Here is a 24,560-nt window from a genome sequence, read left to right as displayed (position 1 = left end):
GACCGGATCGCATAGGATAAATGCATGAATTACGACACGATCATCATTGGTGCGGGGCTGTCCGGTCTGGTCGCCGCGTTTCACGCCGCCGAACGGGGCCGTCAGGTCGCGCTGGTGGATATGGAGGGGCCGCAAAGCCTGGGCGGGCAAGCCTGGTGGAGCCTTGGTGGCCTCTTCATGGTCGACACCCCCGAACAGCGGCGCCTGGGCCTGCGCGACAGCCGCGATCTGGCGGCGGCGGATTGGTACGGTTCGGCGCAATTCGACCGGCCCGAAGATGCGATCCCGCGGCAATGGGCCGAAGCCTATCTGGACTTTGCTGCCGGTCCCATGCGCGGCTATCTCCATGATCTGGGTCTGCGCTGGTTTCCCATTGTCGGCTGGGCCGAACGCGGCGGCGCCCATGCCAATGGTCACGGCAATTCCATCCCCCGCTTCCATGTTACCTGGGGCACCGGCACCGGCCTCGTAACGCCCTATGCCGACCGGGTGCGCGCCCATCCCAACATCACCTTGCACTTCCGCCACCGCGTCACCGATTTGACCCTCACAAACGGCGCTGTCACCGGCGTGACAGGCGAGGTTCTGGCCGATGACGATGCCGTGCGCGGGGCCTCCACCAACCGCGAGGTCACCGGCGCCTTTGCCTTCACCGCCGGTACGGTCGCCGTGACCAGCGGCGGGATCGGCGGCAATCACGATCTGGTCCGCGCCGCCTGGCCGCGCGACCGGCTGGGGCCACCCCCGATCCATATGGTCTCGGGCGTGCCCGATTATGTGGACGGGCAGATGGCGCAGGTCGCTCAAGCCTCCGGCGCCGCCGCGATCAACGGCGACCGGATGTGGCACTATACCGAGGGCTTGCGGAATTGGGATCCGATCTGGCCCAATCACGGCATCCGCATCCTGCCCGGCCCCTCATCGATGTGGTTCGATGCCGAGGGCACAAGGCTGGAGGCGCCCTGTTTCCCAGGCTTTGACACGACCAGCACCCTGAAACGCATCCTGCAAACCGGCCACGACCATTCCTGGTTCATCCTGACCCAATCGATCATCGAGAAAGAGTTTGCGCTGTCGGGCAGCGAACAGAACCCCGATCTGACCTCGGGCAAATGGTCCGCCGTCCTGCGCGAACGGCTGGGCAAAGGCGCCACCGCGGCGGTCGAGGCGTTCAAGGAGAAGGGCGAGGATTTTGTGGTCGCCCAGGATCTGGACACGCTGATCGCGGGCATGAACAAAATCACCCCGCAGGCGCCGCTCGACCTCGCCCGCATCCGGTCTCAGATCGAGGCGCGCGATGCGCAACTAACCAACAAGGTTTCCAAAGATGCACAGATCAACGCGATGCGCGCGACCCGCAAATATATCGGCGACAAGCTGATCCGCGCCGCCAAACCGCATCGCATCCTCGATCCCGCCCATGGCCCGCTGATCGCGGTGCGGCTCAACATCATCACGCGCAAATCGCTCGGCGGGCTGCATACGGACCTGACAGGGCAATGCCTCCGGGCGGACGGCACTCCCTTGCCCGGCCTTTTCGCGGCGGGTGAGGCGGCCGGGTTCGGCGGCGGCGGCTATCACGGCCACAACGCGCTAGAGGGCACATTTCTGGGCGGCTGCATCTTCTCGGGCAAAGTGCTGGGCGAGACCCTGTAAACACCTGAAAATCTGCACATCTCCTGCACATGTGGCGATGGCGGCGGCGCTAGAACCCTCTCAGATAATCCGTAGGAGGGTATTATGCGTGGTCTTGGAACCCGTTTCTTAATTGTGGGCCTGTTGGCCCTTTTGATGGCGATTCCGGTCTTTTCTGTTTCCAATATCGTGCAGGAGCGGTCGCGCCTGGCCGATCGCACATTGGACGAGGTCGGCGATGAATGGGGCGGCGCGCAGTTGCTGTCGGGGCCCATCCTGATCGTGCCGGTGCAAGGCCCGGTGCAGGTCTCGCAACAGGTCGAGATCACCGACCCCGATACCGGCGAAACCCGAACCGACAGTCGCCTGGTCACACGCGTCCAACGCACCGGATCGATCTATCTGATGCCCGAGACCTTTACCCTCGACATCGCGACCGAGACAGAGATCCGGTCGCGCGGTCTGTTCAACGTGCCGGTCTTCCAGGCCACGGCGCAGATGGCGTTTTCCTATGACCTTGAGACCGCCGAGGGCCAGTTGAACCCGCAGGAAACGATCCTGTGGGATCTGGCCCAATTGCGGGCGACGGTGTCGCAAAACCGTGCGCTGCGGGGTGAGGCCAGCTTGTTGGCAGACAACCTGGCCATCGCGCTCGAGCCGCGCTCGGACGGGATCGCGGGGGTCATCGCCAATTTGGGCGATCCGCGCGATCACGACAGCTACGCGCTGACCCTAGGCTTCAATGGCGCCGCGGATCTGCGCGCCACGCCGATGGGCCGCAACTCCACCGTGACGATCACCTCTGACTGGCCGCATCCCAGCTTTTATGGGGCCTTTCTGCCCAGCGAACATGTGATTGATGAGACCGGGTTCACCGCCACTTGGCAGATCCCACACCTCGCCCGCGCCTTGCCGCAAGCCTCACGCGAAGATCACGACCAGACCGCCCGCAACCAGTCGGCCTTCGGCCTGCGCTTCTTTCAGCCCAACGACTTTTATCAGAAAGCCTATCGTGCAGCCCGCTACGGCCTGCTGTTCATTGGTCTGACCTTCCTGACCGTTCTGCTGGTCGAAGGCCGCACGAAACGGCCGGTCCATCCGGTGCAATATATCCTGATCGGCCTGGCGCAATCGACCTTTGTCCTGCTGATGGTATCCTATGCCGAACAGATCGGCTTTGGCGCGGCCTATCTGCTGTCGGCGGGCGCGACGACGGCGCTTCTGACGCTGTTCGGCGCGGTGGGGCTGAAGCTGGGCAAGCGCAGCCTGATCCTGGGGCTGATGCTGGCGATCACTTATAGCGTACTCTACCTGATCTTGCGCTCAGCCGATTATGCGCTGTTGGCCGGATCGACCCTTGCGTTCCTGGCCCTGGCGCTCACCATGTATCTGACACGGAACGAGGATTGGTATGGCCCGCCCCGGGATCCGTCGAAGACGCTCTTCGGCGGGCTGCGGCGGACCAATCCGCAGCAGAAGGCCCCAGAGAATGCCAAACCGACGCCCCAAAGTCAGTCCCCCGCCCCCTGATGCAGAGGCCCGCAGGGCGGTGGCGCCGGTGATCTGCTACGATCCGGCAACGCTGCCCGACCCGGTCGCGATCGGCCCCGCCATCCCGGTGGGGCCGATTGCCACGACCATCGCCGCCCCCCGCGATGCGGCGACGTTCCAGGCCAGGGCGGGCCAGACGATCCGCATCACCTCGGTCGAGGGGCCGCAGGTCGGTGATCTCAATCTCTGGAACGCCCATGACCTGTCCGAGCGGTTTTTCTCGGGCAAAACCCGCGCGCTGCACGGCACCCATGTGACCGCGGGCGATGTGCTCTGGTCATGCCTGCCACATCTGCGCGCCATGGCGACGATCACCCATGACAGCTTGGATTGGTACGGCATCGATGCCTTTGGCGGGGCGGTCCACGATGTGATCGGCACACGCTGCGACCCCTATACCAATGCGCTTCTGCACAGCGGTGACCAGTACCATTATTGCTGCCATTCCAACCTGACACGCGCCCTGGCCGATGCGACAGGCCTGCCCCTGAACGAAGCGGAGGGACACGTTCATGACGTACTGAACGTCTTCATGTGCACCGGCTTCACGCGCGACACCGGTCAGTATTTCATGAAGGCAAGCCCGGTCCGCCCCGGCGATGTGCTTGAGTTGCGCGCCGAGATCGACCTGCTGGGCGCGCTTAGCGCCTGCCCCGGCGGCGATTGCGGGGCGGAGCATTCCTCGGACGTCACACCCTGCTATCCGCTGCAGATCGAGGTCTTCGACACCGCCCATACGGCAGACCAAGGTATCTCACCCGCAAACACCTACGACCGCTCCCACGGTCGCGCGTAGACGGGGGCCTCCGCCTTCTTGTTTGGCAAAGCCAAACGCGTCGGCGGACCCGGCACCTCGCGCTGCGCGCATCGGTGCGGGGTCGCTGTGCTAACCAGCCCAATGGCCACCGGAACGCTCTTATCCAAACGCGCGGCATTGCCTGACGGGGCGGAGACGGCGGGGTGGGAGGGTTGGCGACGGCTCCGCCCCGTCAGCCACGGCCTGCCATCGCGGGGCAAACCTCACATTCTGATTTACCCGTAAATCTCAATCCCAGGCCAGGTCGCGCCCCCATATCGGGCGCCATGGGCAAAGCCAGCGGGCAAAAGCCGCTCAATCTCGGCAAGATCCGCAGCACTCAACGCAATCTCATCGGCACCCGCAAGATCCCTCAGATGCGACGCGCTGCGTGTTCCCGGGATCGGAACAATGTAATCGCCTTGCGCCAAAACCCAGGCCAGCGCAGTCGCAGCGGTGGACCATCCCTTCTCCGCACAAAACGCCTTGAACCCCGCAATAGCCTCCAGATTGGCCTGATAATTCGGGTCCGAGAACCGCGGCGACCCCTTACGAAAATCATTGTCGCGGAAGCTGTCGCGCCCGGCAAACGCATCGCTCAGCATCCCGCGCGCCAAGGGCGAGAAGGCTACAAACGCCACACCCAATTCCGCGCAGGTCTGCAGCATTCCCAGCTCTGGCTGACGCGTCCACAGCGAATATTCCGACTGAACGGCGGCCACGGGATGGACGACATGGGCGCGGCGCAAGGTAAACGGTGCGATCTCGGAGAAGCCGACCGCCCCGATCAGACCTTCTTCCACAAAGCCCGCCATCGTCTCCATCACCGTTTCGACCTCAATCGTGTGGTCCCGGCGATGGACATAGTAAAGCTCAACCCGGTCGCGCCCCAACCGGGTCAACGAGCCTTCAAGCGACGCGCGCAGCCGATCCTTCGCGTTGGAAAAGTGCCGCTCGGGCTGCCGATAGATCCCACCTTTCGTGGCCAGCGTCACCTGCGCGCCGGTCTGGGCCAGGAACCGCCCGATCACCGTTTCGCTGACGCCATCGCCATAAACCTCGGCCACGTCCCAATGGGTCACACCCAGATCAAGCGCGGCTTGCAGACAGGCGAAGCTTTCATCCTCATCGGTTGCACCGTAGATCCCGCCAAAACTCATGCAGCCCAAGCCAACGGCACCCACATCGTGCCCGGCCAATTGACGCTGTTTCATGCGAAGGCCGCTTCCAGCGCGATCTCGACCATATCCGAAAAACTCGATTGTCGATCGGCGGAGGGCAAGGCTTCTTCTGTAAGAAGATGATCCGAGACCGTCAGCACCGCCAAAGCGCGGCAGCCATAACGCGCCGCCAAAGTATAAAGCTCCGCGGCCTCCATCTCCACGGCCAGAACGCCATGGCGGGTCATCTGCTCGTTCAAATCCGGACGCTCATCATAGAACACGTCCGCCGAGTAGATCCCACCGACATGGATATCGGCACCCTTCCCCTGCGCAGCACCATAGGCCGCCTGCAGCAAGCCGTAATCGGCACAAGGCGCATAATTCAGCTCGCGGAAAATACCCGATGACGGCGTCGAAATCGACGAACAGGTCATCGCCAGGATCACGTCCCGCAGCTTGACCTGCGGCTGCATCGCGCCGGTCGAGCCGATGCGGATCAAGGTCTTCGCGCCGTAATCGCGGATCAACTCATTGGCGTAGATCGACAGGCTGGGCATACCCATGCCACTGCCATGGATCGTCACGCGGTTGCCGCGCCATGTGCCGGTAAAGCCCAGCATCCCCCGCACCTCATTGACACAAACCGCATCGTCCAGGAACGTCTCTGCGGCCCATTTGGCGCGCATCGGGTCCCCCGGCATCAACACCGTCTCGGCAATATCGCCAGGTTTTGCTCCGATATGAACTGTCATCTGCGCCCCCATATGCTGCGTGGTGCCATTTGGATAGGCCAGCGCGCAGGCAAGCGCAATTGCCCGTTCCACTGCGCAGAAAAAAGGGTCGCGCCCCGAAGGCACGACCCATTTTTTATGGTGTTCGTCGTGTAAGTTTGGCGATCAGATCGCCATATCATCCAGCGATTTTCCGCTGGCCAGGGCTTCTTTGACCCAATTTGGCTGACGGCCGCGGCCCGTCCAAGTTTGTGATTGATCCGCGGGATTGACGTATTTGGCGATACCTTTGGGCTTTGCGCCCGCTTTTCCACCTTTGCCGCCCGTCAAATCATCCAGCGAAAAGCCGTATTTTTTGGCGACTGACTTTAGCTCGGCCAATGCTTCGGACCGGCGTTTTTTCTCATAGCCTTTGATCGCTGCATCCACCTGTTTTTGATGCGCCTGCAATTCCTCGAGGCTCATCTTTTCGATTGCTTTTGCCATACGTATCTTCCTTGTAACCTCTCCAGTAATTGCGCATTGGCGCTAAAACTGAACAAATACAAGGAATTTCTGGCAAAACGGAAGACCGACAGACCGGTCTTCAGCTTATTCGGCGGCAATCGGCTCAGGGTCGGCCAGGGCCACAATATCCATCATGATGCGGTTCAATTCGAAATCCTTCGGCGTATAGACCCGCGCCACGCCATAGCTCAAAAGCGTTGCGCGGTCCTCATCGGGGATAATCCCGCCGACCATGACCGGCACATCCAACCCTTCGGCGCGCAAGCGATCCATCACCTCGCGGATCAGCGGCACATGGGATCCCGACAGGATCGACAGGCCAATGACATGGGCTCCGTCGGCCTTGGCCGCCTCGATAATCTCGGACGGCGTCAGCCGGATGCCTTCATAGGCGATATCCATCCCGCAATCGCGCGCGCGGAACGCGATTTGCTCAGCACCATTGGAATGGCCGTCCAATCCCGGCTTGCCGACCAAAAACTTCAAGCGACGGCCAAGCTTATCGCTGACCAGATCCACCGCTTCGCGAATGTCATCCAACCCTTCGGTCTTGTTCGACACCGCGCCCGACACGCCGGTGGGCCCGCGATATTCACCATGGACCGCCCGCATCACACCGGCCCATTCGCCGGTCGTGACACCGGCCTTCGCCGCGGCAATCGAGGCGGGCATCACGTTCTTGCCGTCAGCCGCAGCAGCGCGCAGATCCGCCAGGGCGGCCTTGACTGCCTCGCCGTCGCGCTGCACGCGCCAATCTTCAAGCCGCGCGATCTGATCCTGTTCAACCGCAGGATCGACCACCATGATGCCACCATCTTCGCCCATCAAAGGCGAGGGTTCGGAGGCCGTGTATTTGTTGACACCCACCACCACGGTTTCACCGCGTTCAATCGCATTCACCCGATCGGCATTCGATTCAACCAAGCGGCCTTTCATGTAATCGATCGCCGCAATTGCACCGCCCATGGCTTCCAGATTGGCCAATTCGGCGCGCGCGCCCTCTTTCAACTCTTCGACCTTGCTATCCACAACCGGATTGCCGTCGAACAGATCGCCATATTCCAAAAGATCGGTCTCAAACGCCATGATCTGCTGCATCCGCATCGACCATTGCTGATCCCAGGGGCGCGGCAGGCCCAGTGCCTCGTTCCAGGCGGGCAATTGCACCGCGCGGGCCCGTGCCTTTTTCGACAGGGTCACGGCCAGCATTTCGATCAGAATGCGATAAACGTTATTCTCAGGCTGCTGTTCGGTCAGACCCAGCGAGTTCACCTGCACGCCATAGCGGAAGCGTCGCATCTTGGGATCCTCGACCCCATAGCGCTCCATGCAGATTTCATCCCACAGATCCACAAAGGCGCGCATCTTGCACATCTCGGTCACAAACCGGATGCCCGCATTCACGAAGAATGAGATCCGGCCGACCAGAACCGGGAAATCCTCCGCCGGGACGCGGGGGCGCAATTCATCCAGCACCGAAATCGCCGTGGCGAGCGCAAAGGCCAGCTCCTGTTCCGGCGTCGCGCCGGCCTCTTGTAAATGGTAGGAACACACATTCATCGGGTTCCATTTCGGAACCTCTTTGTAGCAATACTCGGCCACGTCGGCGATCATCCCAAGGCTCGGCTTGGGCGGGCAGATATAGGTGCCGCGCGACAGATATTCCTTCATCAGGTCATTCTGCACCGTACCTTGCAGCTTGGAGACATCCGCGCCCTGTTCTTCGGCCACCGCGATATAAAGCGACAGCAACCACGGCGCCGTCGCATTAATCGTCATCGAGGTGTTCATCTGCTCCAGGGGGATGTCATCGAACAGCGTCCGCATATCGCCCAAATGGCTGATCGGCACACCGACCTTGCCCACCTCACCGCGCGCCAGCACGTGATCGCTGTCATAGCCCGTCTGCGTGGGCAGATCGAACGCCACCGACAGGCCGGTCTGCCCCTTGGCAAGGTTCCCGCGATAAAGCGCATTTGACGCCTTGGCCGTCGAATGCCCGGCATAGGTGCGGATCAACCACGGACGATCTTTCGCGGCCTGGGGGCGGTCTGTCTGTGTCATCGCAGCCTCACGGTACAATTGAAACAAAATTACGATCACGCGGAATACAGCGCAATTTTATGGCGGCGTCAATCCGCTGCGTTGCGGCATTTTTCGGCGATACGGCCATAAAGCGACCAAAAGCAGCGCCCATCCCAAGACCCCCTGGCTGTGAAAGGACAGGCTCGCGCGGACCGAAAAGGTCAAAAGCGCCGCCAACTCGGCGGGGCGCGGCGGCGCTTGGATCACCCATTGCCGAGGCAAATCGTCGAAAATCAGGCGGTAATAGGCGTAGTAGCCCTGTGGCGACAGCCAGACGAACACAAAGAACAAAGCAGCCCAGATCGCGATCCGCAGCGCCCAAGGACGGCCCCGCGCAAGAAACCGCACAATGCCGGCAACGATCAGCGCAAAGGCAATCGAGACGGCTACCAATCCGATCTGACCCGCCCCGCTGAGGGTGAAAAAGGAATCGCTCTGATACATGCCGGGCAGCTTGCGCCCCGATACCCTGCGGCGCGAGCGCATTTTCACGCCGATCCAAGGCGGTACGGGCGCAGACACATGGATTTCGCATCCAGCGTGATAGGGTCCGTTGGACATGCACGCAGGAGATTACGATGCCGACCCGCTTCCCCCTTATGCTCACCGCTGCCCTGTTCGCGACACCGGCGCTCGCCGATCCGATCCGGGTCGCGACGTTCAATGCCTCGATGAACCGCGAGACCCAGGGCGGGCTGGCCGAGGCGCTGGCCGCAGATGACCCCCAGATCGCGGCGGTGGTCGAGGTGATCGAACATGTGGAGCCCGATATCCTGCTGATCAACGAATTCGACTACGACCCGGAGGCCGCCGCGACCTTTGCCGAGACGCATCTGGGGGGCGCCTATCCGCATCATTTCATCGCGCCGTCCAATACCGGTCTGGCGTCGGGTGTGGACCTGAATGGCGATGGCGAGATCGGCACGGAAGGCCCCGCCTATGCCAATGACGCCTTTGGATTTGGGCTGTTCGAAGGGCAATATGGGATGCTTGTCCTGTCACGCTATCCCATCGACACCGAGGCCGTGCGGACATTCCAGACCTTCCTCTGGGCGGATATGCCCGAGGCGCGGCTGCCGGTGAACGAGGATGGCAGCAGTTTTTATTCAGACGCCGCGCGCGAGGTGTTCCGCCTGTCGTCGAAATCCCATTGGGACGTGCCGATCGAAACGCCAGACGGGGTGCTGCACCTGTTGGCCAGCCACCCGACCCCGCCGGTCTTCGACGGGCCCGAGGACCGCAACGGCACCCGCAATGCCGATGAGATCCGGTTCTGGGCCGATTATATCGAGAATGCCGGATATATTTACGATGACACGGGCGGGACGGGCGGATTGCCCGAAGGCACACCCTTTGTGATCGCCGGGGATCTGAATGCCGACCCGCTGGACGGCGACAGCACCGACTCCGCGGCCCAGCAATTGCTGGATATGAGCCAGATCAACGATACCGCGCCGCCGGAATCCGAAGGCGGGACCGAAGCCGCCGAACAAAGTGGGGCAAATGATACCCATCTGGGCAACCCGGCCTTCGACACCGCCGATTTCGGCGACAATGCCGATGAAAACCAACCCGGCAATCTGCGCGTCGATTACGTTCTGCCCTCGGAAAATCTGGGCGTGGTGGAGGCCGGGGTCTATTGGCCATTGGTGGGAGAGCCTGGTTGGGACGCCGCCGAGAGGGCCTCCGATCACCGGTTGGTCTGGATCGATATCACCCTGCCCTAGGCATGGGCCTCCACCTCTTTGGGGGGCAAACGCCCCCCGCATCGGCGGACCAGGCACCCTCTTGCTACGCAATTCGGGTGGGTCGCTGTGCTAACCGGGCCCCGTTTCAAACCCACCGACCCGCTCGAACCGGGCGCCTGTGGCCACGCACCCCCGCCCGACACGAATTGCGCCGCCCCTGATTTCCTGACAGTTTGCGCAGATGTTTCGCGTCGTCGAATTGCCCCTTTGGCTGTTTCTTCTGATCCTGCTGTTTGCGGCTGTCACCTTCGCGTCGCACTTCCTGTTTCCGTCCGTCCGCTGGTTTCTGCGTCGGCGTCTGGAGCGCGCGGTGGAACGGCTGAACGAGCGGTTGAAAACGCCAATCCAGCCCTTCAAGCTGGCCAGCCGCATGGATACCGTGCGGCGGCTGATCTACGACCCGCAAGTCGCCCACGCCATCGCCGACCATGCCCGCGACAACAATATCCGCGAAGACGTCGCCGCCCAGAAAGCCGAACGTTATGCGCGCGAGATTGTGCCGGGCTTTTCCGCCTTCACATATTTCGGCTTTGCGATCCGCGCCGCCCGGGTGCTTAGCCAATCGCTCTACCGGGTGCGGCTGACCAACCCCAACGAGGCCGCGCTCGAGGCGATCCCGTCCGAGGCGACCGTGATCTTCGTGATGAACCACCGCTCGAACATGGATTACGTGCTGGTGACCTGGCTGGTGGCGCAACGCTCGGCGCTGGCCTATGCTGTGGGGGAATGGGCCCGCGTCTGGCCCCTGCGCAGTCTGGTCCGCGCCATGGGCGGTTACTTCATCCGGCGGCGCCACAACAACCCGCTCTACCGCAAGGTGCTGTCGCGCTACGTGCAGATGGCGACTGAGGCGGGCGTGACCCAAGCCGTCTTTCCCGAGGGCGGGCTCAGCCGGACCGGCGCTCTGGGCAAGCCAAAGCTGGGCCTGATTTCCTACATCGTCGACGGCTTCGTGCCGGGCGAAAGCCGCGATGTCGTCTTCGTGCCCGTCGCGCTGAACTATGACCGTGTGATGGAAGATCGCAACCTGATCGCCGCCCAGACAGGCGGCAGCGCGGGCTTCCGGTTTTCGCTCTGGCCGATCTACCGCTATCTGCGGCGCCAGATCTGGCATCGGATCACCGGCAAATTCCACCGCTACGGCTATGCCGCCGTCAGCTTCGGCGATCCGCTGTCGCTGGCCGATTTTCTGACCCAGGATCGCCCCGATCAGCCGGTCGCCCTGGGTGAGGCGTTGATGGGCCGGATCGCCGCAGTCACACCCGTCGTTCCGGTGCCGCTCGTGGCCCATGCCCTGCAAGCGGGTGCGAAAACCGCCGATGAATTACGGGGGGCGGTCGACCACCGGATCCAACTGGCCGAATTGCGCGGCGTCGGCGTGCATCTGGCGCGGGACGATATGGGCTACACACTCGAAGCGGGGCTGCGCGCGCTGGAAGAACGCGGCTTCATCGACCGCGACAGCACCCCCGACCTGATCCAGGTGACCGACCGGGGCGCCCCTGTCGTAGCCTATTACGCAGCCTCCGTCGCACATCTTCTGGATGCCGACAGCCTGGAGGACGCGGCCGAGTGACCCCGCCCGAAATATAGGGCTGATCCGGCACCTCTGCGCGACGACCTGACACGCCAAAGCCTCACTTGGACAGGCATGCGGACAAGCTGTCTTGGCAGCGGCCTGTTTCTTAAGCATTCTTTGCCCCTGCCTGCCCAGCGGGTCTTGTCAGCCCGTTGACGCGTCAGAATTCGATATGTTGGGACCTATCGCGCCGCAATGACCGACCAAGCTGCCTTTTCCGACATAACCGAACGTCTGCGCGATCTGTCCAAACGCGATATCAAGGTGTTGGAGGCCTCCGACCGCCGCATCCACTTCGTCTCGGGCCGCCGGGCGCGGTTGCGGGTGCCCAGCCTGGTGGTGTTGGGGATCTGGTTGATCCTGGCGATCTGGCTGATTGACCTTGAGCTTTACGCGCTGATCGTGATCGGCACCGCATGGCTGGCGCTGGGGATCATCATCGGCAACATCAAATCGACCCAAATCTCGGTCCAGATGGACCGCGAGACAGATCTGATCCGCGTGGAACGGATCGCACGGAGCGGCCAGGTGCGCCGGCGGACCGACCGACGGCTGTCGGATGCGACGGGCTTCCAATTCCGATTGCCCATCTTGCGCCCAAGCGCTTTGCGGTTGTCGTTTCGCACCGAGTTTCCCGTCACATTGGCTGATCGTGCGCCCCGCGTCGTGCAGCGGGAAATGAAGGCCTGGATCGGCAAATTCCTGGGCCTATAGGCGGACCGCGACATAAAATTACCCGATACGCCAAATTCTGGTTGCATTGTTGCGTGACGATCCATAATCCTCGCACCAGCAGCAATTGATTCCGCAGCGCGGCATCGCCGCCAAAGGATGCACCAGATGACGGAGACCACCATGGCCCTCGACACACCGACGCAAGACGCGCCCTATGAGGCACCGATGAAAGACCTTTACGCGATGGGCGAAATGCCCCCGATGGGCTATGTGCCGCCCAAGATGCATGCCTGGACGATCCGGCGCGAGCGCCACGGCAACCCCGACAAGGCGTTTGAGCTTGAGGTGGTCGATACCCCCGTGATCGACAGCAACGAGGTTCTGGTCCTCGTGATGGCGGCGGGCGTGAATTACAACGGCGTCTGGGCCGGTCTGGGTGAACCGATCAGCCCCTTTGACGGTCACGGCGCGCCGTTTCACATCGCAGGCTCCGACGCCTCCGGAATCGTCTGGGCCGTGGGTGACAAGGTGCGCAACTGGAAGGTCGGCGATGAGGTCGTGATCCACTGCAACCAGGACGACGGCAATGACGTGGAATGTAACGGCGGTGACCCGATGTTCTCGCCCACCCAGCGGATCTGGGGCTATGAGACACCTGACGGGTCCTTCGCGCAATTCACCAATGTCCAGGCGCAGCAGTTGATGCCGCGGCCCAAGCACCTGACTTGGGAGGAAAGCGCCTGCTACACACTGACGCTGGCCACCGCCTACCGGATGCTGTTCGGCCACCACCCCCATGAGCTAAAGCCCGGCCAGAACGTCCTGATCTGGGGTGGCTCGGGCGGCCTGGGCGTCTACGCGATCCAGCTGGCCAACACCGCAGGCGCCAATGCCATCGCCGTGATCTCCGACGAGGATAAGCGCGACTACGTCATGGGCCTGGGCGCCAAGGGCGTGATCAACCGCAAGGATTTCAACTGCTGGGGCCAATTGCCCAAGGTGAACACGCCCGAATACAAGGAGTGGTTCGCCGAGGCGCGCAAATTCGGCAAGGCGATCTGGGACATCACCGGCAAGGGCGTGAATGTCGACATGGTGTTCGAACATCCCGGTGAGGCGACCTTCCCGGTCTCCACCCTGGTCTGCAAAAAGGGCGGCATGGTCGTGATCTGCGCGGGCACCACCGGGTTCAACTGCACCTTCGACGTCCGCTATATGTGGATGCACCAAAAGCGTCTGCAGGGCAGCCATTTCGCGCATCTCAAGCAGGCCGCATCGGCCAACCAGCTGATGGTGGAACGCCGTCTCGATCCCTGCATGTCCGAGGTCTTCCCCTGGGCGGAACTGCGCGAGGCACATACCAAGATGCTCCGCAACGAACACAAGCCCGGCAACATGTCCGTCCTGGTTCAGGCCCCCCGCACGGGTCTGCGCACCCTGGACGACGTGCTCGAAGCCGGGCCGACGCCAACCTAACTATCCTCCAAGTGCACTCCAAACCAACTCACCGCGCCCCTCACCCGGCGCGGTTTTTTGCGCCTGGCGCCCGTCAAGTGGCGGAACACTTTCGACATCAAGGCGCACTTGCTAGCCTGAGATATGGCTGAAATGCAGACCATACCACTGACCTTCGGACACGGACGCGCGGTTCAGGTCCAACGCGACGCTGGGACGGGTGCGGAGCTTGCCGTGATCCTGCCCGGCCTGCGCTACACATGTGATCGCCCCCTGCTCCGCGATGTGGCGCAGGTGTTTCAAAGCCGTGGCTGCGACATCGCACGGGTGACCTTCACCTATGATGACGACCCGCAATTTATGAAGGCAGAGGATGGGCTGCAATTCGACCAGCTTGCTGCTGATGGCCGCGATATCATCGATGCTCTTCTGTCGCGCCAACCCTATGATCGCGTCTGGATCATTGGCAAATCGCTCGGCACGCTATCGATGGGCGGCGTCTTGTCCGAGGGGCACTACTCGCCCCAGCAGGTTCACGCGATCTGGCTGACGCCCGGCCTGATCGAAACGCCGCTGCTCGATCAGCTTTTGGCGCAACCGTATCCATCGCTTGCGATCCTCGGAACCGAAGATTCGTCTTGCAGGGCAGACATCGTCGACCGTCTCAGTGCCAGCGCGCATATCGCGTTCCATAGCATATCCGGCGCCGATCATGCGTTCGGCCATGCCGATGGCCCAAAGGCGTCGCAGGATGCGGTGGATCAGGCGACGCGGATCGTGGCCGACTGGGTTACAGCGCACGACGCTGGCTGAGAAATGCGCAACGAACGCGGCCCTTGTCCAGATCACAACCCGACGCCATATTTCTGATAGTTTTACTCAGATATACGGAGCCGAGATGACACGGGACGATATCGCAACCGAACTGGTGGACACGCTGCGCCGCGACGGCGAGACGGCGGAACTCTGGCACCTCTATTCGCCGGACGTGGTTTCGGTTGAGGCGCGCGCCGGGTTCCCACCCGGAGAGCCACGGGTTGCCATGGGGATCACAGACCTCAAAGCGCGCCACAAACGCCATGCCGAAGCGGCAGAACTCGTCTCGCTTGAGATCGGCGGGCCGTTTCCCCACGGCGATACGCATTTCGCGCTTCATCTCAAAGCCAGTTCGCGCGACCGCGAAACGAATGAATTGGGTGAAATCGAAGAGATCGCCGTCTACCAAGTCGCAAACGGGGCCATCGTGCGAGAGGAATTCTACTATTCCTAGCGCCAGACCGGCCCCAATCTCAGCTAGAAACGATCCCGCACGGTGACGGGCACTGGTTCACACCGGCAAGCGACCCTTTCGTTGCTCCGCAGCTATGCGCCCGGCGTTGCGACGTCGTCTTCGGGGCGTTTCGGGGTCAGCCGTTCCAGGAAGCTTTCGAACAGCGTCGGCGTCAGAACCCCATAAAGGATCGTGATCCCCATCGCGGTCATCAATTGCCCCGGCGTCTGCATATAGGCGAAGGTGGTCGTGCCTTGCACGATGATCGAGGCGTTCGACATATTCGCCCCCACGATCAGCAGTGCTACCGGTGCCGACATCCACCACATCGCCTTGGCCGAGACATTAGGATAGCGCTTGATCACAATCGCAATCCGCACCCCCAGGACAAAACAGGCCAAGGGCAGCAGCATCGCCGCCATCGGGTAGGACCAATATTCGGCAGTCTCCAAAATCCACATCGGGTTCACTCCATCAAACCTGAAATCGGGCGCAAAGGTCCGGCAGTTGCGGCGTCATAGGGCAGCCAGACCGCGTCTTCGCCTGAGATCACACCGTTCTGGATCGGCGCCACTTCGATCCAAATGGCTGAGCCACCGATGGAGCCGACCTCGCGGTCATCCAGAATGCCGTAGGGCACGCCCGATTGGGTATGGCCCACGATGTCTCCGGGCAGGTTGAAAAATCCCGCCGGGGGCTCGGCATAGATCGGCAAATCGATATTGGGCGCGATATAGGACGGCTCGAACGGGCTGAGAACCATCGAGCTTTCCAGCCGCAATTCCTGTGCGTTTGTTGCGCCGGTAAACAGGGATGTCATCAGGGCTGCCGACGCAATACGCCGACAGGGGGCAGTGAGGGGAGACATGGCATCTCTCCTTCAATTGAAAATCTGAAAAACCTTGTAAAATGCAGGACAGGTTATATCACAGATCCACTATACCCCAAATAGCGGTTCAGGTAAGGAATCCGCTACCGAATTCACATCGATTTCACGCCACGCGTGGGACGTTAATTATTTGTTAATCCGACCACAGGACAAACGAGGCCGTTGCAACGACAGGACGGTTTTGCCTGTCCCCAGACCACCCCCAAAGGGTGCAGGACGGGTTGCCAGATTGTACATAGGGGGTCACCCGCCCCCGGCATTACGACCGCTCCGCCCTTCGGCGGCGCCGCCAATTCTCATATGCGCCCCGCGCATCGGACCGATCCGCGATATGCAAACTGCCTTATCGTCCGATCGACCAGAATTCCCAGAGTTTTTCAGTTTTTCGCGCTTGGATCCGATTTAAGCCGCGCGGTATATCTATTGCGATGTCCCCGCCAAGTTTCTAACGGGACCAAAACCGCTTTTTCTTCGGCTGTTGCGCCTTCAGATGCCGTTTCAATTCGGTATAGCCGCCAATCTTTTTGCCATCGATAAAGATCAGCGGCGTCGTTGTGACATGGTGCTTGTCTTTGAACGCATCGGTTTCACGCCGCGTGCGCAGAATATGCTCTTCCAGTTCAAAGCCCGCGCGCTTCAGCAAATCACGCGCCGCGGTGCCGTAGCCGCAGCTGTAATCGGGTAGTTCCATACGGTGCAGAATAGCTTTGGGCATCGGGTCTCTCCAATCGGGGTCCGGCTGATAAAGACCGTGCCATCGCGGTCCGCAAGGCACCCGGCGATCACGTTCGCCTGAGCATCCGCGCGGTGCTTAGGCCGCCGCCGCCCGGATGGCACGAATATTCTCACCATAGGGCGCCGGATCTTCGACCGAGCCGCCACGGAACACGGCCGAGCCCGCAACCAACACATCGGCGCCCGCCTGCGCGACCAGCGGCGCGGTGCCCACATCGACGCCGCCATCGATTTCGATATGTACCTCGCGATCTCCGATCATCGCGCGCAGCTCGGCAATCTTAGACGACATATCGATGAAGCTCTGCCCGCCGAAACCCGGGTTGACCGTCATCACACAAACCAGATCACACAGATCCAGTACATGCGCCACGCTGCTCGCGGGTGTGCCGGGGTTCAGCGCCACACCCGCCTTCATCCCCGCGCCCCGGATCGCCTGCAACGTGCGGTGGATATGCGGCCCGGCCTCCACATGGGCGGTCAGGATGTCGGCGCCCGCCTCGGCATAGGCCTCGATATAGGGATCGACCGGCGCGATCATCAGATGCACGTCCATCACCGTCGTCACATGGTGGCGCAACGCCTTCACCATGGGCGGGCCAAAGGTCAGGTTCGGCACGAAATGCCCGTCCATCACGTCGATATGGATCCAATCGGCGCCCTCGGCCTCAACGGCCTGCACTTCGGCGCCGAAATTGGCGAAATCAGCGGCAAGGATCGATGGGGCGATCTTGATCGAGCGGTCGAATGTCATTGGGCCCTCCTGAGGATGCCCGCGTCCTAGCCTCTGGAACGGCCCTTGGCAAATCCAGCGCCCCGGCGCATCGTCGCGCCAGATCCGACAAGGAATGCCAAACATGTCCCTTCAATATCTTCTTGCGCTGCTGGCCATTGCCGTCGGTGGCGCCTGCATCGCGACTCAAGCGCCGATCAACAGCCGCCTCAGCAGCCATGTGGGCGATCCGGTGACCGCCGCCGCGATCAGCTTCATCGTCGGCGCGATCATTCTATGCGCCATAGCCGTTGCGCGCGGCGCGGTTCCCTCACTCGGCCAGATGGCCGCGGCGCCGTGGTGGGCCTGGGTCGGTGGCGCGCTGGGTGCGGTCTATGTTTGGGCGGCGGTCTGGTCGGTGGGCACGCTTGGGGTGGTGACCTTGGTTGCCGCGCTGATCTTCGGGCAATTGACCGCGGCGCTGGCCTTGGATGCCATCGGCGCGTTTGGGCTTCAGGTGCGAGAGATCAGCTGGACCCGGATCGCCGCGATTGCCCTCGTTGCGGCGGGCTTGGTCTTGAGTCGGTTATAGCAGGAGGGTTCACACTCCGACGCAAAAGCAGCCGCACCGCATGCGCCCAGCACAACCCTGGGATCGCCGCTGTCACGCCAGCGCTAAGGTCCATCCAATCGCGGGCCAATATTTGACCGTTTGGTCAAGCTTGCCATTCGCTGCCCTGCATGAGACCCTTTGCGCAACGCCAAGAGGCCCCCATGACCGACACGCTGCATCACACCACGTCCACCACACCCGACCAGCTGCCGCAGGTGCACCTGCCGCGCAATCCGGGTACGGATCTGGACCTCGACTGGGTCGCCTCCGTCCAGGCCAATACCTCAGCCATCGAACGCCGCGCGGCGACCCTACCCGGTCGCCGCAGTGTGAAGAAAACCCACCAGGCCGCCTGGCTGGCCAAGGCGATCACGCTGATCGATCTGACGACTTTGTCGGGCGACGATACCGCGGGCCGCGTGCGGCGGCTCTGCGCCAAGGCGCGCCAGCCCGTCCGCGCCGATCTGCTGGATGCACTTGGCCTGCCCCCGATCACCACCGGCGCGGTCTGCGTCTACCACGACATGATCGAAACGGCGGTCGCGGCGCTGGAGGGCACGGGTATTCCCGTTGCCGCCGTCTCCACCGGTTTTCCCGCGGGGCTAAGCCCCTTTGAATTGCGGGTGAAGGAAATCGAGATGTCCGTGGCTGCGGGCGCGTCGGAGATCGATATCGTGATTTCACGGCGCCATGTGCTGACCGGCAATTGGCAGGCGCTCTATGACGAGATGAAGACCTTCCGCGCCGCCTGCGGCGAGGCCCATGTAAAGGCGATCCTGGCCACCGGAGAGCTTGGGACGCTGCGCAATGTCGCCAAGGCCAGCCTGATCTGCATGATGGCGGGCGCCGATTTCATCAAGACCTCCACCGGCAAGGAAAGCGTGAACGCCACGCTGCCCGTCAGCCTGACCATGATCCGCGCCATCCGCGCCTTCGAGGCGCGCACCGGCCACAAGGTCGGCTACAAACCGGCGGGCGGGATTTCCAAGGCGAAAGACAGCCTGGTTTATCTGAGCCTGATGAAAGAGGAATTGGGCGACCGCTGGCTGCAACCCGACCTCTTCCGCTTCGGCGCGTCCAGCCTTCTCGGCGATATCGAGCGCCAACTCGAACACCACGTCACCGGCGCCTACTCGGCAGGCTGGCGGCACGGGATTGGGTAACAGAATGAGAAATCTCGCGCTAACAGCCGCTGTATTGATCTGTTGTTTGACCGCGGCGACAGCAAAAAGTGAAACCACCCTCAGCGCACGAGAGCTTTTCGACGCATGCACCAGACCAGACATGGATTGGATTGGCTTTTGCAATGGATTCCTACAAGCTGCCGCAGACAGCGCCGTTCTAAGCGGATCTGCATGCATTCCAGACAGTATAACGAGAACGGAAATTGCTCAGTTATTCGAGCAACACGGATCTCGTTTGATAGCGGCAGATGCTACGCTCGCCTCTGAAAGCGGCTTGAGTGTTGCCGTTGCGTTAACGTCAGCGGTCTTTCCATGCGATGCGAACCAATGATGCATCTGCTCGTGCCGTCAAATTCCCGGATCGCTCGCGATCCGGATCGCACCCGACCCGCCCCCCAGGGCGGGTGCGATGCACCCACCCTCGGGCCGGGCGCGATCCTTTCCAAACCGGGGGCAATGGCAGGGAACAGCCCATGACCACCCGCGAAATCTTCGACTCCATGGAGTACGGCCCCGCCCCGGAATCCGCCGCCGAGGCGATGGCCTGGATCGCCGAAACAGGCCCCGTCTTCGGCCATTTCATCGACGGCGCCTTCACCGCGCCGGGCGAGGTGTTCGAGACCCACAATCCCGCGACCGGCCAGGCTTTGGCCCAGATAACTCAAGGTACGGCCGAGGATGTCGACACAGCGGTCAAAGCCGCTGCAAAAGCCTTCCCGAAATGGGCCAGATTCACCTGCCACCAACGCGCGCGCTACCTCTACGCCATCGCCCGCCTGCTGCAGAAGCATTCCCGCCTGTTCGCCACGCTGGAGACGCTCGATAACGGCAAACCGATCCGCGAAAGCCGCGACATCGACATCCCACTCGCCCAGCGCCATTTCTACTACCATGCGGGCCTCGCCCAACTCCGAGATGATGAAATGCCCGGCTGTGCCCCGATCGGCGTCTGCGGGCAGGTCATCCCGTGGAACTTCCCCCTGCTGATGCTGGCCTGGAAGGTCGCCCCTGCCCTTGCCGCCGGAAACACGCTGGTCCTGAAGCCAGCGGAATACACCTCGCTGACCGCCCTGCTCTTCGCCGATATCTGCCGACAGGCCGGGCTGCCCAAAGGCGTCGTGAACATCGTGACCGGCGACGGCGCCACGGGCGAGGCCATTGTCACCCATGACGGCACCCGCAAAATCGCCTTCACCGGCTCCACCTCGGTCGGGCGCCGCATCCGCGAACAAACCGCCGGAACCGGCAAGAGCCTGACCCTAGAGCTGGGCGGCAAATCGCCTTACATCGTCTTCGAAGACGCCGATATCGACAGCGCCATCGAAGGGCTGGTCGACGCGATCTGGTTCAATCAGGGCCAGGTCTGCTGCGCCGGGTCGCGCCTGCTGGTGCAAGAGGGCATCGCCGACGCGTTTCACACGCGGCTGAAGGCGCGCATGGCCAAGCTGCGCCTGGGCGACCCAATGGACAAAAGCATCGATATCGGCACGCTGGTCGATCCGGTGCAGCACGCCGCGATTGCCCAGATGGTCGATGCGAGTGAGGGGGAGATCCACCACGCCCCCATCGACCTGCCCAAGACCGGCTGCTTTTACCCCCCGACCCTGATCACCGGGCTGCACGCCGCCGACCCCCTGATGCAGGAGGAGATCTTCGGCCCCGTCCTGGTCTCAACCACCTTCCGCACGCCGGGCGAGGCGGTCGATATCGCCAACAACACGCGCTATGGCCTGGCCGCGACCCTCTGGACCGAGAACCTGAACCTGGCGCTCGATGTGGCCCCTAAGCTGGTCGCCGGTGTGATCTGGATCAACGCCACCAACCTCTTCGACGCAGCGGCCCCCTTCGGCGGCGTCCGCGAAAGCGGCTTCGGTCGCGAAGGCGGATGGGAAGGCCTCAAGGCCTATCTCACTCCCACCGAAAAACTGATACCAGCCAAAGCCCTACCCGTCCCGCAAGCCCCGGACACGCCCACGACCAACCCGCTCGACCGAACGGCAAAAATGTATATCGGCGGCAAACAGGCGCGGCCCGATAGCGGCTATTCCCAGGCCCATTACGGGCCCAAGGGAAAATTGTTCGGCCATACCGGCTTGGGCAACCGCAAGGATATCCGCAACGCGGTGGAGGCCGCCGTAAAGGCCACATCTTGGTCCAAAACCACCGGCCATCTACGGGCACAGATCCTCTACTACATCGCGGAAAACCTGTCGGCCCGCGCCGAAGAATTCGAGACACGCCTGATTGATCTGGGCCATGCGAGGGCCAAAGCGCGCGACGAGGTCGCCACCGCGATCGAGCGGCTCTTCACCAACGCCGCCTGGGCCGACAAACGCGATGGCACGGCCAAAGGCGTGCCGATCCGCGGCGTCGCGCTGGCCATGGTGGAACCGGTGGGCATCATCGGCGCGCTCGCCCCGGACGAGGCGCCCCTGCTGGCCGCCATTTCGCTCATCGCACCCGCCATGGCGATGGGCAACCGGATCATCCTGGCACCCAGCCAGGCCGCACCCCTGTCTGCGACGGACCTCTACCAGATCCTCGACACCTCCGACGTGCCCGCAGGCGTGGTCAATATCGTCACCGGCCCCCATGCGGATCTCGCCCCCACCCTCGCCAGCCATGCCGAGATCGAGGCGCTTTGGTCCTTCTCCCCCCATCTCGACCGGGCCGAACTCGACAAAGCCAGCGCCGGCAACCTGAAACGCAGCTGGATCAACCACGACGGCAATCCCGATTGGGTCAATACTCCCGCAACGCGCTTTCTCGATGCGGCCACCGAGACCAAGACCATTTGGGTGCCCTACGGAGAGTGACCGCTTCCAATGGCCCCAAATACCCCCGCCGGAGGCGTCCAACCCGAACCACCCGCAGAACAGTGGATCAAGCGGGCTCACATCTGCCACAAACTTGAACAGAAATGCCGCGGCAGCGGCGCCTTTGGGTTGGACGCGCGCCTATCCGCGTCCAGCGAAGCGATCCTTCAGCTTCGCCCAACGCACGGCGGTGGCGTCCACGAAGGGATTGATCACACGGTCCTCGAACCGTTCCCAGATCCGCCAAATCACAAAGGCGATCAGGGCCAACATCAAGAAGGCGGCAATCGGCATCCACGGGATCAGGCGCACATCGGGCCCTGAAACAGGCTCAAATCCCAGCGCATTGGGATAGATCGACAGCAGATTCGAGCGCCATCCATAATGGGTCAAGGCAAACCACTGCTCGGTTCCCGCATTGGACAGGCGCGTTGCCTCGGCATGCAGATCGGCGCTGTCGAGCTTGAAATAGGGCGGCCATCCAAAGCCCGTATCCTCGTTACGAAACACCATGTCTCGGTCGCCGATGCCATCGCCATTGGTATCGCGCACCGCATTGATGATCCGCAGATCGCGATTTTCGACCGTCGCGGTCCCGCTATCGCCCTGGGCATAGAACATCCGATTCCAGCCGGAAAAATCCGTGCGGATCACGTCGGTATCGGTGATTTGTACGATATCGCGCTGTGGCACCGTGTAGTGAAACACCGCCCCCAGCAGGCTTGCCACAATCAGCAGAAAAATTATTCGCGGCCAGCGCATCCGCGCGCTCCTTCAATTCGACAGCCAGACAAAGGCAGTAACCCCAACAATGGGCACGGCGTAAACAAAGATCGTCAGCAGAACCCGAATTCGCCGCACCGCAGGCCCGACGCGTTCGTCGACCCAATCGTCGCGGTTTCCGGGCCGACCGGCATGGGCCCAATCCTCTTCCAAACGCATCCGCGCCCCGGCGCGGAGATAGAAGAACAAGCACCCATAAACCAAAGTCAGCCCCACCAGCAGAAAGATAACAGCGCGTCCTAGAAACATAACCTGCGGGCTCTCCAAGAAAAATCAGATGGGCGTCTCTAGGATATAGGGCAAGTCATTGGCGAATGGCAGGGCTTGCGGCGATTGGATCGCGCGCGCAAGGTCGGCCCATGACTGATTTGCCCCTGCTGGACGCCGTCGTCGCCCGACGCGATGATCTGATTACCCTGACCCAAGATCTGATCCGCATCCCCACGCTGAACCCGCCCGGCGTGAAATATCGCGAGATCTGCGACTATCTGGCCGAGCGTCTGGGCGCGCGCGGTTTCACGGTAGAGTTGATCCGAGCCCATGGCGCCCCCGCCGATAACGAGACCTATCCGCGCTGGAATCTGGTTGCGCGGTACCGAGGCGGCGATGGCGATTGCGTGCATTTCAACAGCCACCATGATGTGGTCGCCGTGGGCCATGGGTGGACCCGCGACCCCTTCGGCGGCGAATTGGACGACGGGCGGATCTATGGGCGCGGCGCCTGTGATATGAAGGGCGGGCTCGCGGCCTCGATCATCGCGGCAGAGGCGTTTATCGACACCTATCCCGCCTTCAACGGCAGTATCGAGATCAGCGCCACGGCGGACGAGGAATCGGGCGGATATGGCGGTGTCGCCTATCTGGCCGAGCAGGGTTACTTCGACCCTTCGCGGGTGCAGCATGTGATTATCCCCGAGCCGCTGAACAAGGATCGGATCTGCCTGGGTCATCGCGGCGTCTGGTGGGCCGAAATCGAGACCCACGGCCGCATCGCCCATGGCTCGATGCCGTTTCTGGGCGATTGCGCCGTGCGCCATATGGGCGCGGTCCTGGCCGAGATGGAGGCGCATCTGTTCCCGCTTCTGGCCAGCAAGCGCACCGACATGCCGGTGGTGCCGGAAGGTGCCCGCCAATCGACGATGAACATCAACGCGATCCATGGTGGAGAGCCGGTCCAGCCCGAGGATTTCACCGGCTTTCCCGCGGCCTGCGTCCCGGATCGCTGCAAGATCACCATCGACCGGCGATATCTTATAGAAGAAAATGTGGAGGAGGTTCGGGCCGAGATCGTCGCTCTGCTGGAAAAGGTCAAATCGGAGCGGCCCGACTTTTCCTACGAGCTGAATGAATTGTGGACGGTCTCACCCACCATGACAGATCGCGAGGCCCCCGTGGTGCGCACCGTCTCGGCGGCGATTGAAAAGGTGCTAGATAGGCAGGCGGATTTCGTTGTGTCACCAGGGACTTACGACCAGAAACATATCGACCGGATCGGCAAATTGAAGAATTGCATCGCCTATGGACCAGGGATCCTGGATCTGGCGCATCAGCCCGACGAATGGGTCGGCGTGCAGGACATGGAAGACAGTGCCAAGGTCATGGCACTGACGCTGTCAGAACTTCTTCTATAAGA

24 protein-coding genes are annotated in these 24,560 nt (G+C 62.1%); 13 read left to right on the top strand and 11 right to left on the bottom strand.

The genetic code is table 11. From position 1 onward, the window contains the following. The first annotated feature begins 24 nt into the window (after window positions 1–24). From V8J82_RS10660 to V8J82_RS10650, 3 genes are all read left to right on the top strand, one after another. Entirely contained in the window at window positions 25–1,656 is a 1,632-nt protein-coding gene (locus tag V8J82_RS10660) for an FAD-binding dehydrogenase (protein ID WP_339975081.1), read from the top strand. 84 nt (window positions 1,657–1,740) lie between these two features. Next, entirely contained in the window at window positions 1,741–3,165 is a 1,425-nt protein-coding gene (gene creD / locus V8J82_RS10655; protein WP_339975079.1) for a cell envelope integrity protein CreD, read from the top strand. Then, window positions 3,125–3,982, top strand: a complete 858-nt coding sequence (locus V8J82_RS10650; RefSeq protein ID WP_339975077.1) for an urea carboxylase-associated family protein — start codon at window positions 3,125–3,127, stop codon at window positions 3,980–3,982. Before creD ends, V8J82_RS10650 begins: the two co-directional genes overlap by 41 nt. A 236-nt stretch (window positions 3,983–4,218) precedes the next feature. Here V8J82_RS10650 and V8J82_RS10645 read toward each other — a convergent pair whose 3' ends face one another. The 5 genes from V8J82_RS10645 to V8J82_RS10625 form a co-directional block, all read right to left on the bottom strand. Then, entirely contained in the window at window positions 4,219–5,196 is a 978-nt protein-coding gene (locus tag V8J82_RS10645; RefSeq protein WP_339975075.1) for an aldo/keto reductase, read from the bottom strand. After that, window positions 5,193–5,897: a purine-nucleoside phosphorylase gene (deoD, locus tag V8J82_RS10640; RefSeq protein WP_339976026.1), complete on the bottom strand. Its 705-nt coding sequence runs from the start codon at window positions 5,895–5,897 to the stop codon at window positions 5,193–5,195. Before deoD ends, V8J82_RS10645 begins: the two co-directional genes overlap by 4 nt. A 144-nt stretch (window positions 5,898–6,041) precedes the next feature. Then, the gene (locus V8J82_RS10635; protein WP_339975073.1) at window positions 6,042–6,362 is read right to left on the bottom strand and encodes an H-NS histone family protein; all 321 of its coding nucleotides are present in this window, start codon (window positions 6,360–6,362) and stop codon (window positions 6,042–6,044) included. Between the two features lie 105 nt (window positions 6,363–6,467). Further along, entirely contained in the window at window positions 6,468–8,447 is a 1,980-nt protein-coding gene (locus V8J82_RS10630) for a methylmalonyl-CoA mutase family protein (protein WP_339975070.1), read from the bottom strand. Between the two features lie 57 nt (window positions 8,448–8,504). Next, on the bottom strand, window positions 8,505–8,954 hold the full coding sequence (locus V8J82_RS10625) for a hypothetical protein (RefSeq protein ID WP_339975068.1): 450 nt from the start codon (window positions 8,952–8,954) through the stop codon (window positions 8,505–8,507). A 92-nt stretch (window positions 8,955–9,046) separates the two neighbouring features. Here V8J82_RS10625 and V8J82_RS10620 point away from each other — a divergent pair, with 92 nt between their 5' ends. The 6 genes from V8J82_RS10620 to V8J82_RS10595 all read left to right on the top strand — a co-directional run bounded on the left by V8J82_RS10620 (window position 9,047) and on the right by V8J82_RS10595 (window position 15,195). Further along, window positions 9,047–10,195, top strand: coding sequence for an endonuclease/exonuclease/phosphatase family protein (locus V8J82_RS10620; RefSeq protein ID WP_339975066.1), 1,149 nt, complete (start codon window positions 9,047–9,049; stop codon window positions 10,193–10,195). 202 nt (window positions 10,196–10,397) lie between these two features. Beyond that, entirely contained in the window at window positions 10,398–11,792 is a 1,395-nt protein-coding gene (locus tag V8J82_RS10615) for a 1-acyl-sn-glycerol-3-phosphate acyltransferase (protein ID WP_339975064.1), read from the top strand. A 198-nt stretch (window positions 11,793–11,990) separates the two neighbouring features. Beyond that, window positions 11,991–12,509: a hypothetical protein gene (locus V8J82_RS10610; RefSeq protein WP_339975061.1), complete on the top strand. Its 519-nt coding sequence runs from the start codon at window positions 11,991–11,993 to the stop codon at window positions 12,507–12,509. Window positions 12,510–12,650: 141 nt separating this feature from the next. Beyond that, the gene (ccrA, locus tag V8J82_RS10605) at window positions 12,651–13,946 is read left to right on the top strand and encodes a crotonyl-CoA carboxylase/reductase (RefSeq protein ID WP_339976025.1); all 1,296 of its coding nucleotides are present in this window, start codon (window positions 12,651–12,653) and stop codon (window positions 13,944–13,946) included. Between the two features lie 123 nt (window positions 13,947–14,069). Beyond that, window positions 14,070–14,738 (top strand): alpha/beta family hydrolase, encoded by a 669-nt coding sequence (locus V8J82_RS10600; protein WP_339975059.1) that lies wholly within the window; start codon window positions 14,070–14,072, stop codon window positions 14,736–14,738. Window positions 14,739–14,823: 85 nt separating this feature from the next. Beyond that, the gene (locus tag V8J82_RS10595; RefSeq protein WP_339975057.1) at window positions 14,824–15,195 is read left to right on the top strand and encodes a hypothetical protein; all 372 of its coding nucleotides are present in this window, start codon (window positions 14,824–14,826) and stop codon (window positions 15,193–15,195) included. Window positions 15,196–15,287: 92 nt separating this feature from the next. On the opposite strand, the gene V8J82_RS10590 is transcribed toward V8J82_RS10595, so the two are convergent. The 4 genes from V8J82_RS10590 to rpe all read right to left on the bottom strand — a co-directional run bounded on the left by V8J82_RS10590 (window position 15,288) and on the right by rpe (window position 17,573). Next, on the bottom strand, window positions 15,288–15,656 hold the full coding sequence (locus tag V8J82_RS10590) for a hypothetical protein (protein ID WP_339975055.1): 369 nt from the start codon (window positions 15,654–15,656) through the stop codon (window positions 15,288–15,290). Between the two features lie 5 nt (window positions 15,657–15,661). Further along, window positions 15,662–16,015 carry a hypothetical protein gene (locus tag V8J82_RS10585; RefSeq protein WP_339975053.1) on the bottom strand — a complete coding sequence of 118 codons (354 nt, stop codon included), beginning with the start codon at window positions 16,013–16,015 and terminating at the stop codon, window positions 15,662–15,664. 514 nt (window positions 16,016–16,529) lie between these two features. Further along, a complete protein-coding gene (locus V8J82_RS10580) occupies window positions 16,530–16,799 on the bottom strand; it encodes a glutaredoxin family protein (protein ID WP_339975051.1) in 270 nt (89 codons plus the stop codon). Between the two features lie 96 nt (window positions 16,800–16,895). Then, window positions 16,896–17,573 carry a ribulose-phosphate 3-epimerase gene (gene rpe / locus V8J82_RS10575; RefSeq protein ID WP_339975049.1) on the bottom strand — a complete coding sequence of 226 codons (678 nt, stop codon included), beginning with the start codon at window positions 17,571–17,573 and terminating at the stop codon, window positions 16,896–16,898. A 103-nt stretch (window positions 17,574–17,676) separates the two neighbouring features. On the opposite strand from rpe, the gene V8J82_RS10570 reads away from it, so the two are divergent. From V8J82_RS10570 to V8J82_RS10560, 3 genes are all read left to right on the top strand, one after another. Next, complete coding sequence (locus tag V8J82_RS10570) at window positions 17,677–18,123, top strand: DMT family transporter (protein ID WP_339975047.1); 447 nt, start codon at window positions 17,677–17,679, stop codon at window positions 18,121–18,123. Between the two features lie 182 nt (window positions 18,124–18,305). Next, window positions 18,306–19,307 (top strand): deoxyribose-phosphate aldolase, encoded by a 1,002-nt coding sequence (gene deoC, locus V8J82_RS10565; RefSeq protein ID WP_339975045.1) that lies wholly within the window; start codon window positions 18,306–18,308, stop codon window positions 19,305–19,307. A 494-nt stretch (window positions 19,308–19,801) separates the two neighbouring features. After that, window positions 19,802–22,144, top strand: coding sequence for an aldehyde dehydrogenase family protein (locus tag V8J82_RS10560; RefSeq protein WP_339975043.1), 2,343 nt, complete (start codon window positions 19,802–19,804; stop codon window positions 22,142–22,144). Between the two features lie 141 nt (window positions 22,145–22,285). On the opposite strand, the gene V8J82_RS10555 is transcribed toward V8J82_RS10560, so the two are convergent. Both V8J82_RS10555 and V8J82_RS10550 read right to left on the bottom strand, forming a co-directional pair. Beyond that, on the bottom strand, window positions 22,286–22,906 hold the full coding sequence (locus V8J82_RS10555) for a DUF1523 family protein (RefSeq protein WP_339975041.1): 621 nt from the start codon (window positions 22,904–22,906) through the stop codon (window positions 22,286–22,288). Window positions 22,907–22,918: 12 nt separating this feature from the next. Next, window positions 22,919–23,176, bottom strand: a complete 258-nt coding sequence (locus V8J82_RS10550; protein ID WP_339975039.1) for a hypothetical protein — start codon at window positions 23,174–23,176, stop codon at window positions 22,919–22,921. Window positions 23,177–23,286: 110 nt separating this feature from the next. Between V8J82_RS10550 and V8J82_RS10545 the strand changes: the two genes are divergently transcribed. Next, window positions 23,287–24,558, top strand: coding sequence for an acetylornithine deacetylase/succinyl-diaminopimelate desuccinylase family protein (locus tag V8J82_RS10545; RefSeq protein WP_339975037.1), 1,272 nt, complete (start codon window positions 23,287–23,289; stop codon window positions 24,556–24,558). Window positions 24,559–24,560 lie beyond the last annotated feature (2 nt).

The organism is Gymnodinialimonas mytili (genome assembly GCF_037544085.1).
GTDB lineage: Bacteria > Pseudomonadota > Alphaproteobacteria > Rhodobacterales > Rhodobacteraceae > Gymnodinialimonas > Gymnodinialimonas mytili.
Note: the sequence above shows the minus strand (reverse complement) of the source record. Positions and strands in the feature narration are given on the sequence as shown.

Bases quoted from the DNA above. Each gene is read 5' to 3' on its own strand.
- V8J82_RS10585 (WP_339975053.1), bottom strand. From the start codon at position 16,015: ATGACATCCCTGTTTACCGGCGCAACAAACGCACAGGAATTGCGGCTG.
- V8J82_RS10625 (WP_339975068.1), bottom strand. From the start codon at position 8,954: ATGCGCTCGCGCCGCAGGGTATCGGGGCGCAAGCTGCCCGGCATGTAT.
- deoC (WP_339975045.1), top strand. From the start codon at position 18,306: ATGACCGACACGCTGCATCACACCACGTCCACCACACCCGACCAGCTG.
- V8J82_RS10610 (WP_339975061.1), top strand. From the start codon at position 11,991: ATGACCGACCAAGCTGCCTTTTCCGACATAACCGAACGTCTGCGCGAT.
- V8J82_RS10630 (WP_339975070.1), bottom strand. From the start codon at position 8,447: ATGACACAGACAGACCGCCCCCAGGCCGCGAAAGATCGTCCGTGGTTG.
- V8J82_RS10660 (WP_339975081.1), top strand. From the start codon at position 25: ATGAATTACGACACGATCATCATTGGTGCGGGGCTGTCCGGTCTGGTC.
- V8J82_RS10595 (WP_339975057.1), top strand. From the start codon at position 14,824: ATGACACGGGACGATATCGCAACCGAACTGGTGGACACGCTGCGCCGC.
- ccrA (WP_339976025.1), top strand. From the start codon at position 12,651: ATGGCCCTCGACACACCGACGCAAGACGCGCCCTATGAGGCACCGATG.
- deoD (WP_339976026.1), bottom strand. From the start codon at position 5,897: ATGACAGTTCATATCGGAGCAAAACCTGGCGATATTGCCGAGACGGTG.
- V8J82_RS10570 (WP_339975047.1), top strand. From the start codon at position 17,677: ATGTCCCTTCAATATCTTCTTGCGCTGCTGGCCATTGCCGTCGGTGGC.
- V8J82_RS10650 (WP_339975077.1), top strand. From the start codon at position 3,125: ATGCCAAACCGACGCCCCAAAGTCAGTCCCCCGCCCCCTGATGCAGAG.
- V8J82_RS10580 (WP_339975051.1), bottom strand. From the start codon at position 16,799: ATGCCCAAAGCTATTCTGCACCGTATGGAACTACCCGATTACAGCTGC.
- V8J82_RS10620 (WP_339975066.1), top strand. From the start codon at position 9,047: ATGCCGACCCGCTTCCCCCTTATGCTCACCGCTGCCCTGTTCGCGACA.
- V8J82_RS10590 (WP_339975055.1), bottom strand. From the start codon at position 15,656: ATGTGGATTTTGGAGACTGCCGAATATTGGTCCTACCCGATGGCGGCG.
- V8J82_RS10560 (WP_339975043.1), top strand. From the start codon at position 19,802: ATGACCACCCGCGAAATCTTCGACTCCATGGAGTACGGCCCCGCCCCG.
- V8J82_RS10555 (WP_339975041.1), bottom strand. From the start codon at position 22,906: ATGCGCTGGCCGCGAATAATTTTTCTGCTGATTGTGGCAAGCCTGCTG.
- creD (WP_339975079.1), top strand. From the start codon at position 1,741: ATGCGTGGTCTTGGAACCCGTTTCTTAATTGTGGGCCTGTTGGCCCTT.
- V8J82_RS10550 (WP_339975039.1), bottom strand. From the start codon at position 23,176: ATGTTTCTAGGACGCGCTGTTATCTTTCTGCTGGTGGGGCTGACTTTG.
- V8J82_RS10645 (WP_339975075.1), bottom strand. From the start codon at position 5,196: ATGAAACAGCGTCAATTGGCCGGGCACGATGTGGGTGCCGTTGGCTTG.
- V8J82_RS10600 (WP_339975059.1), top strand. From the start codon at position 14,070: ATGGCTGAAATGCAGACCATACCACTGACCTTCGGACACGGACGCGCG.
- V8J82_RS10615 (WP_339975064.1), top strand. From the start codon at position 10,398: ATGTTTCGCGTCGTCGAATTGCCCCTTTGGCTGTTTCTTCTGATCCTG.
- V8J82_RS10545 (WP_339975037.1), top strand. From the start codon at position 23,287: ATGACTGATTTGCCCCTGCTGGACGCCGTCGTCGCCCGACGCGATGAT.
- rpe (WP_339975049.1), bottom strand. From the start codon at position 17,573: ATGACATTCGACCGCTCGATCAAGATCGCCCCATCGATCCTTGCCGCT.
- V8J82_RS10635 (WP_339975073.1), bottom strand. From the start codon at position 6,362: ATGGCAAAAGCAATCGAAAAGATGAGCCTCGAGGAATTGCAGGCGCAT.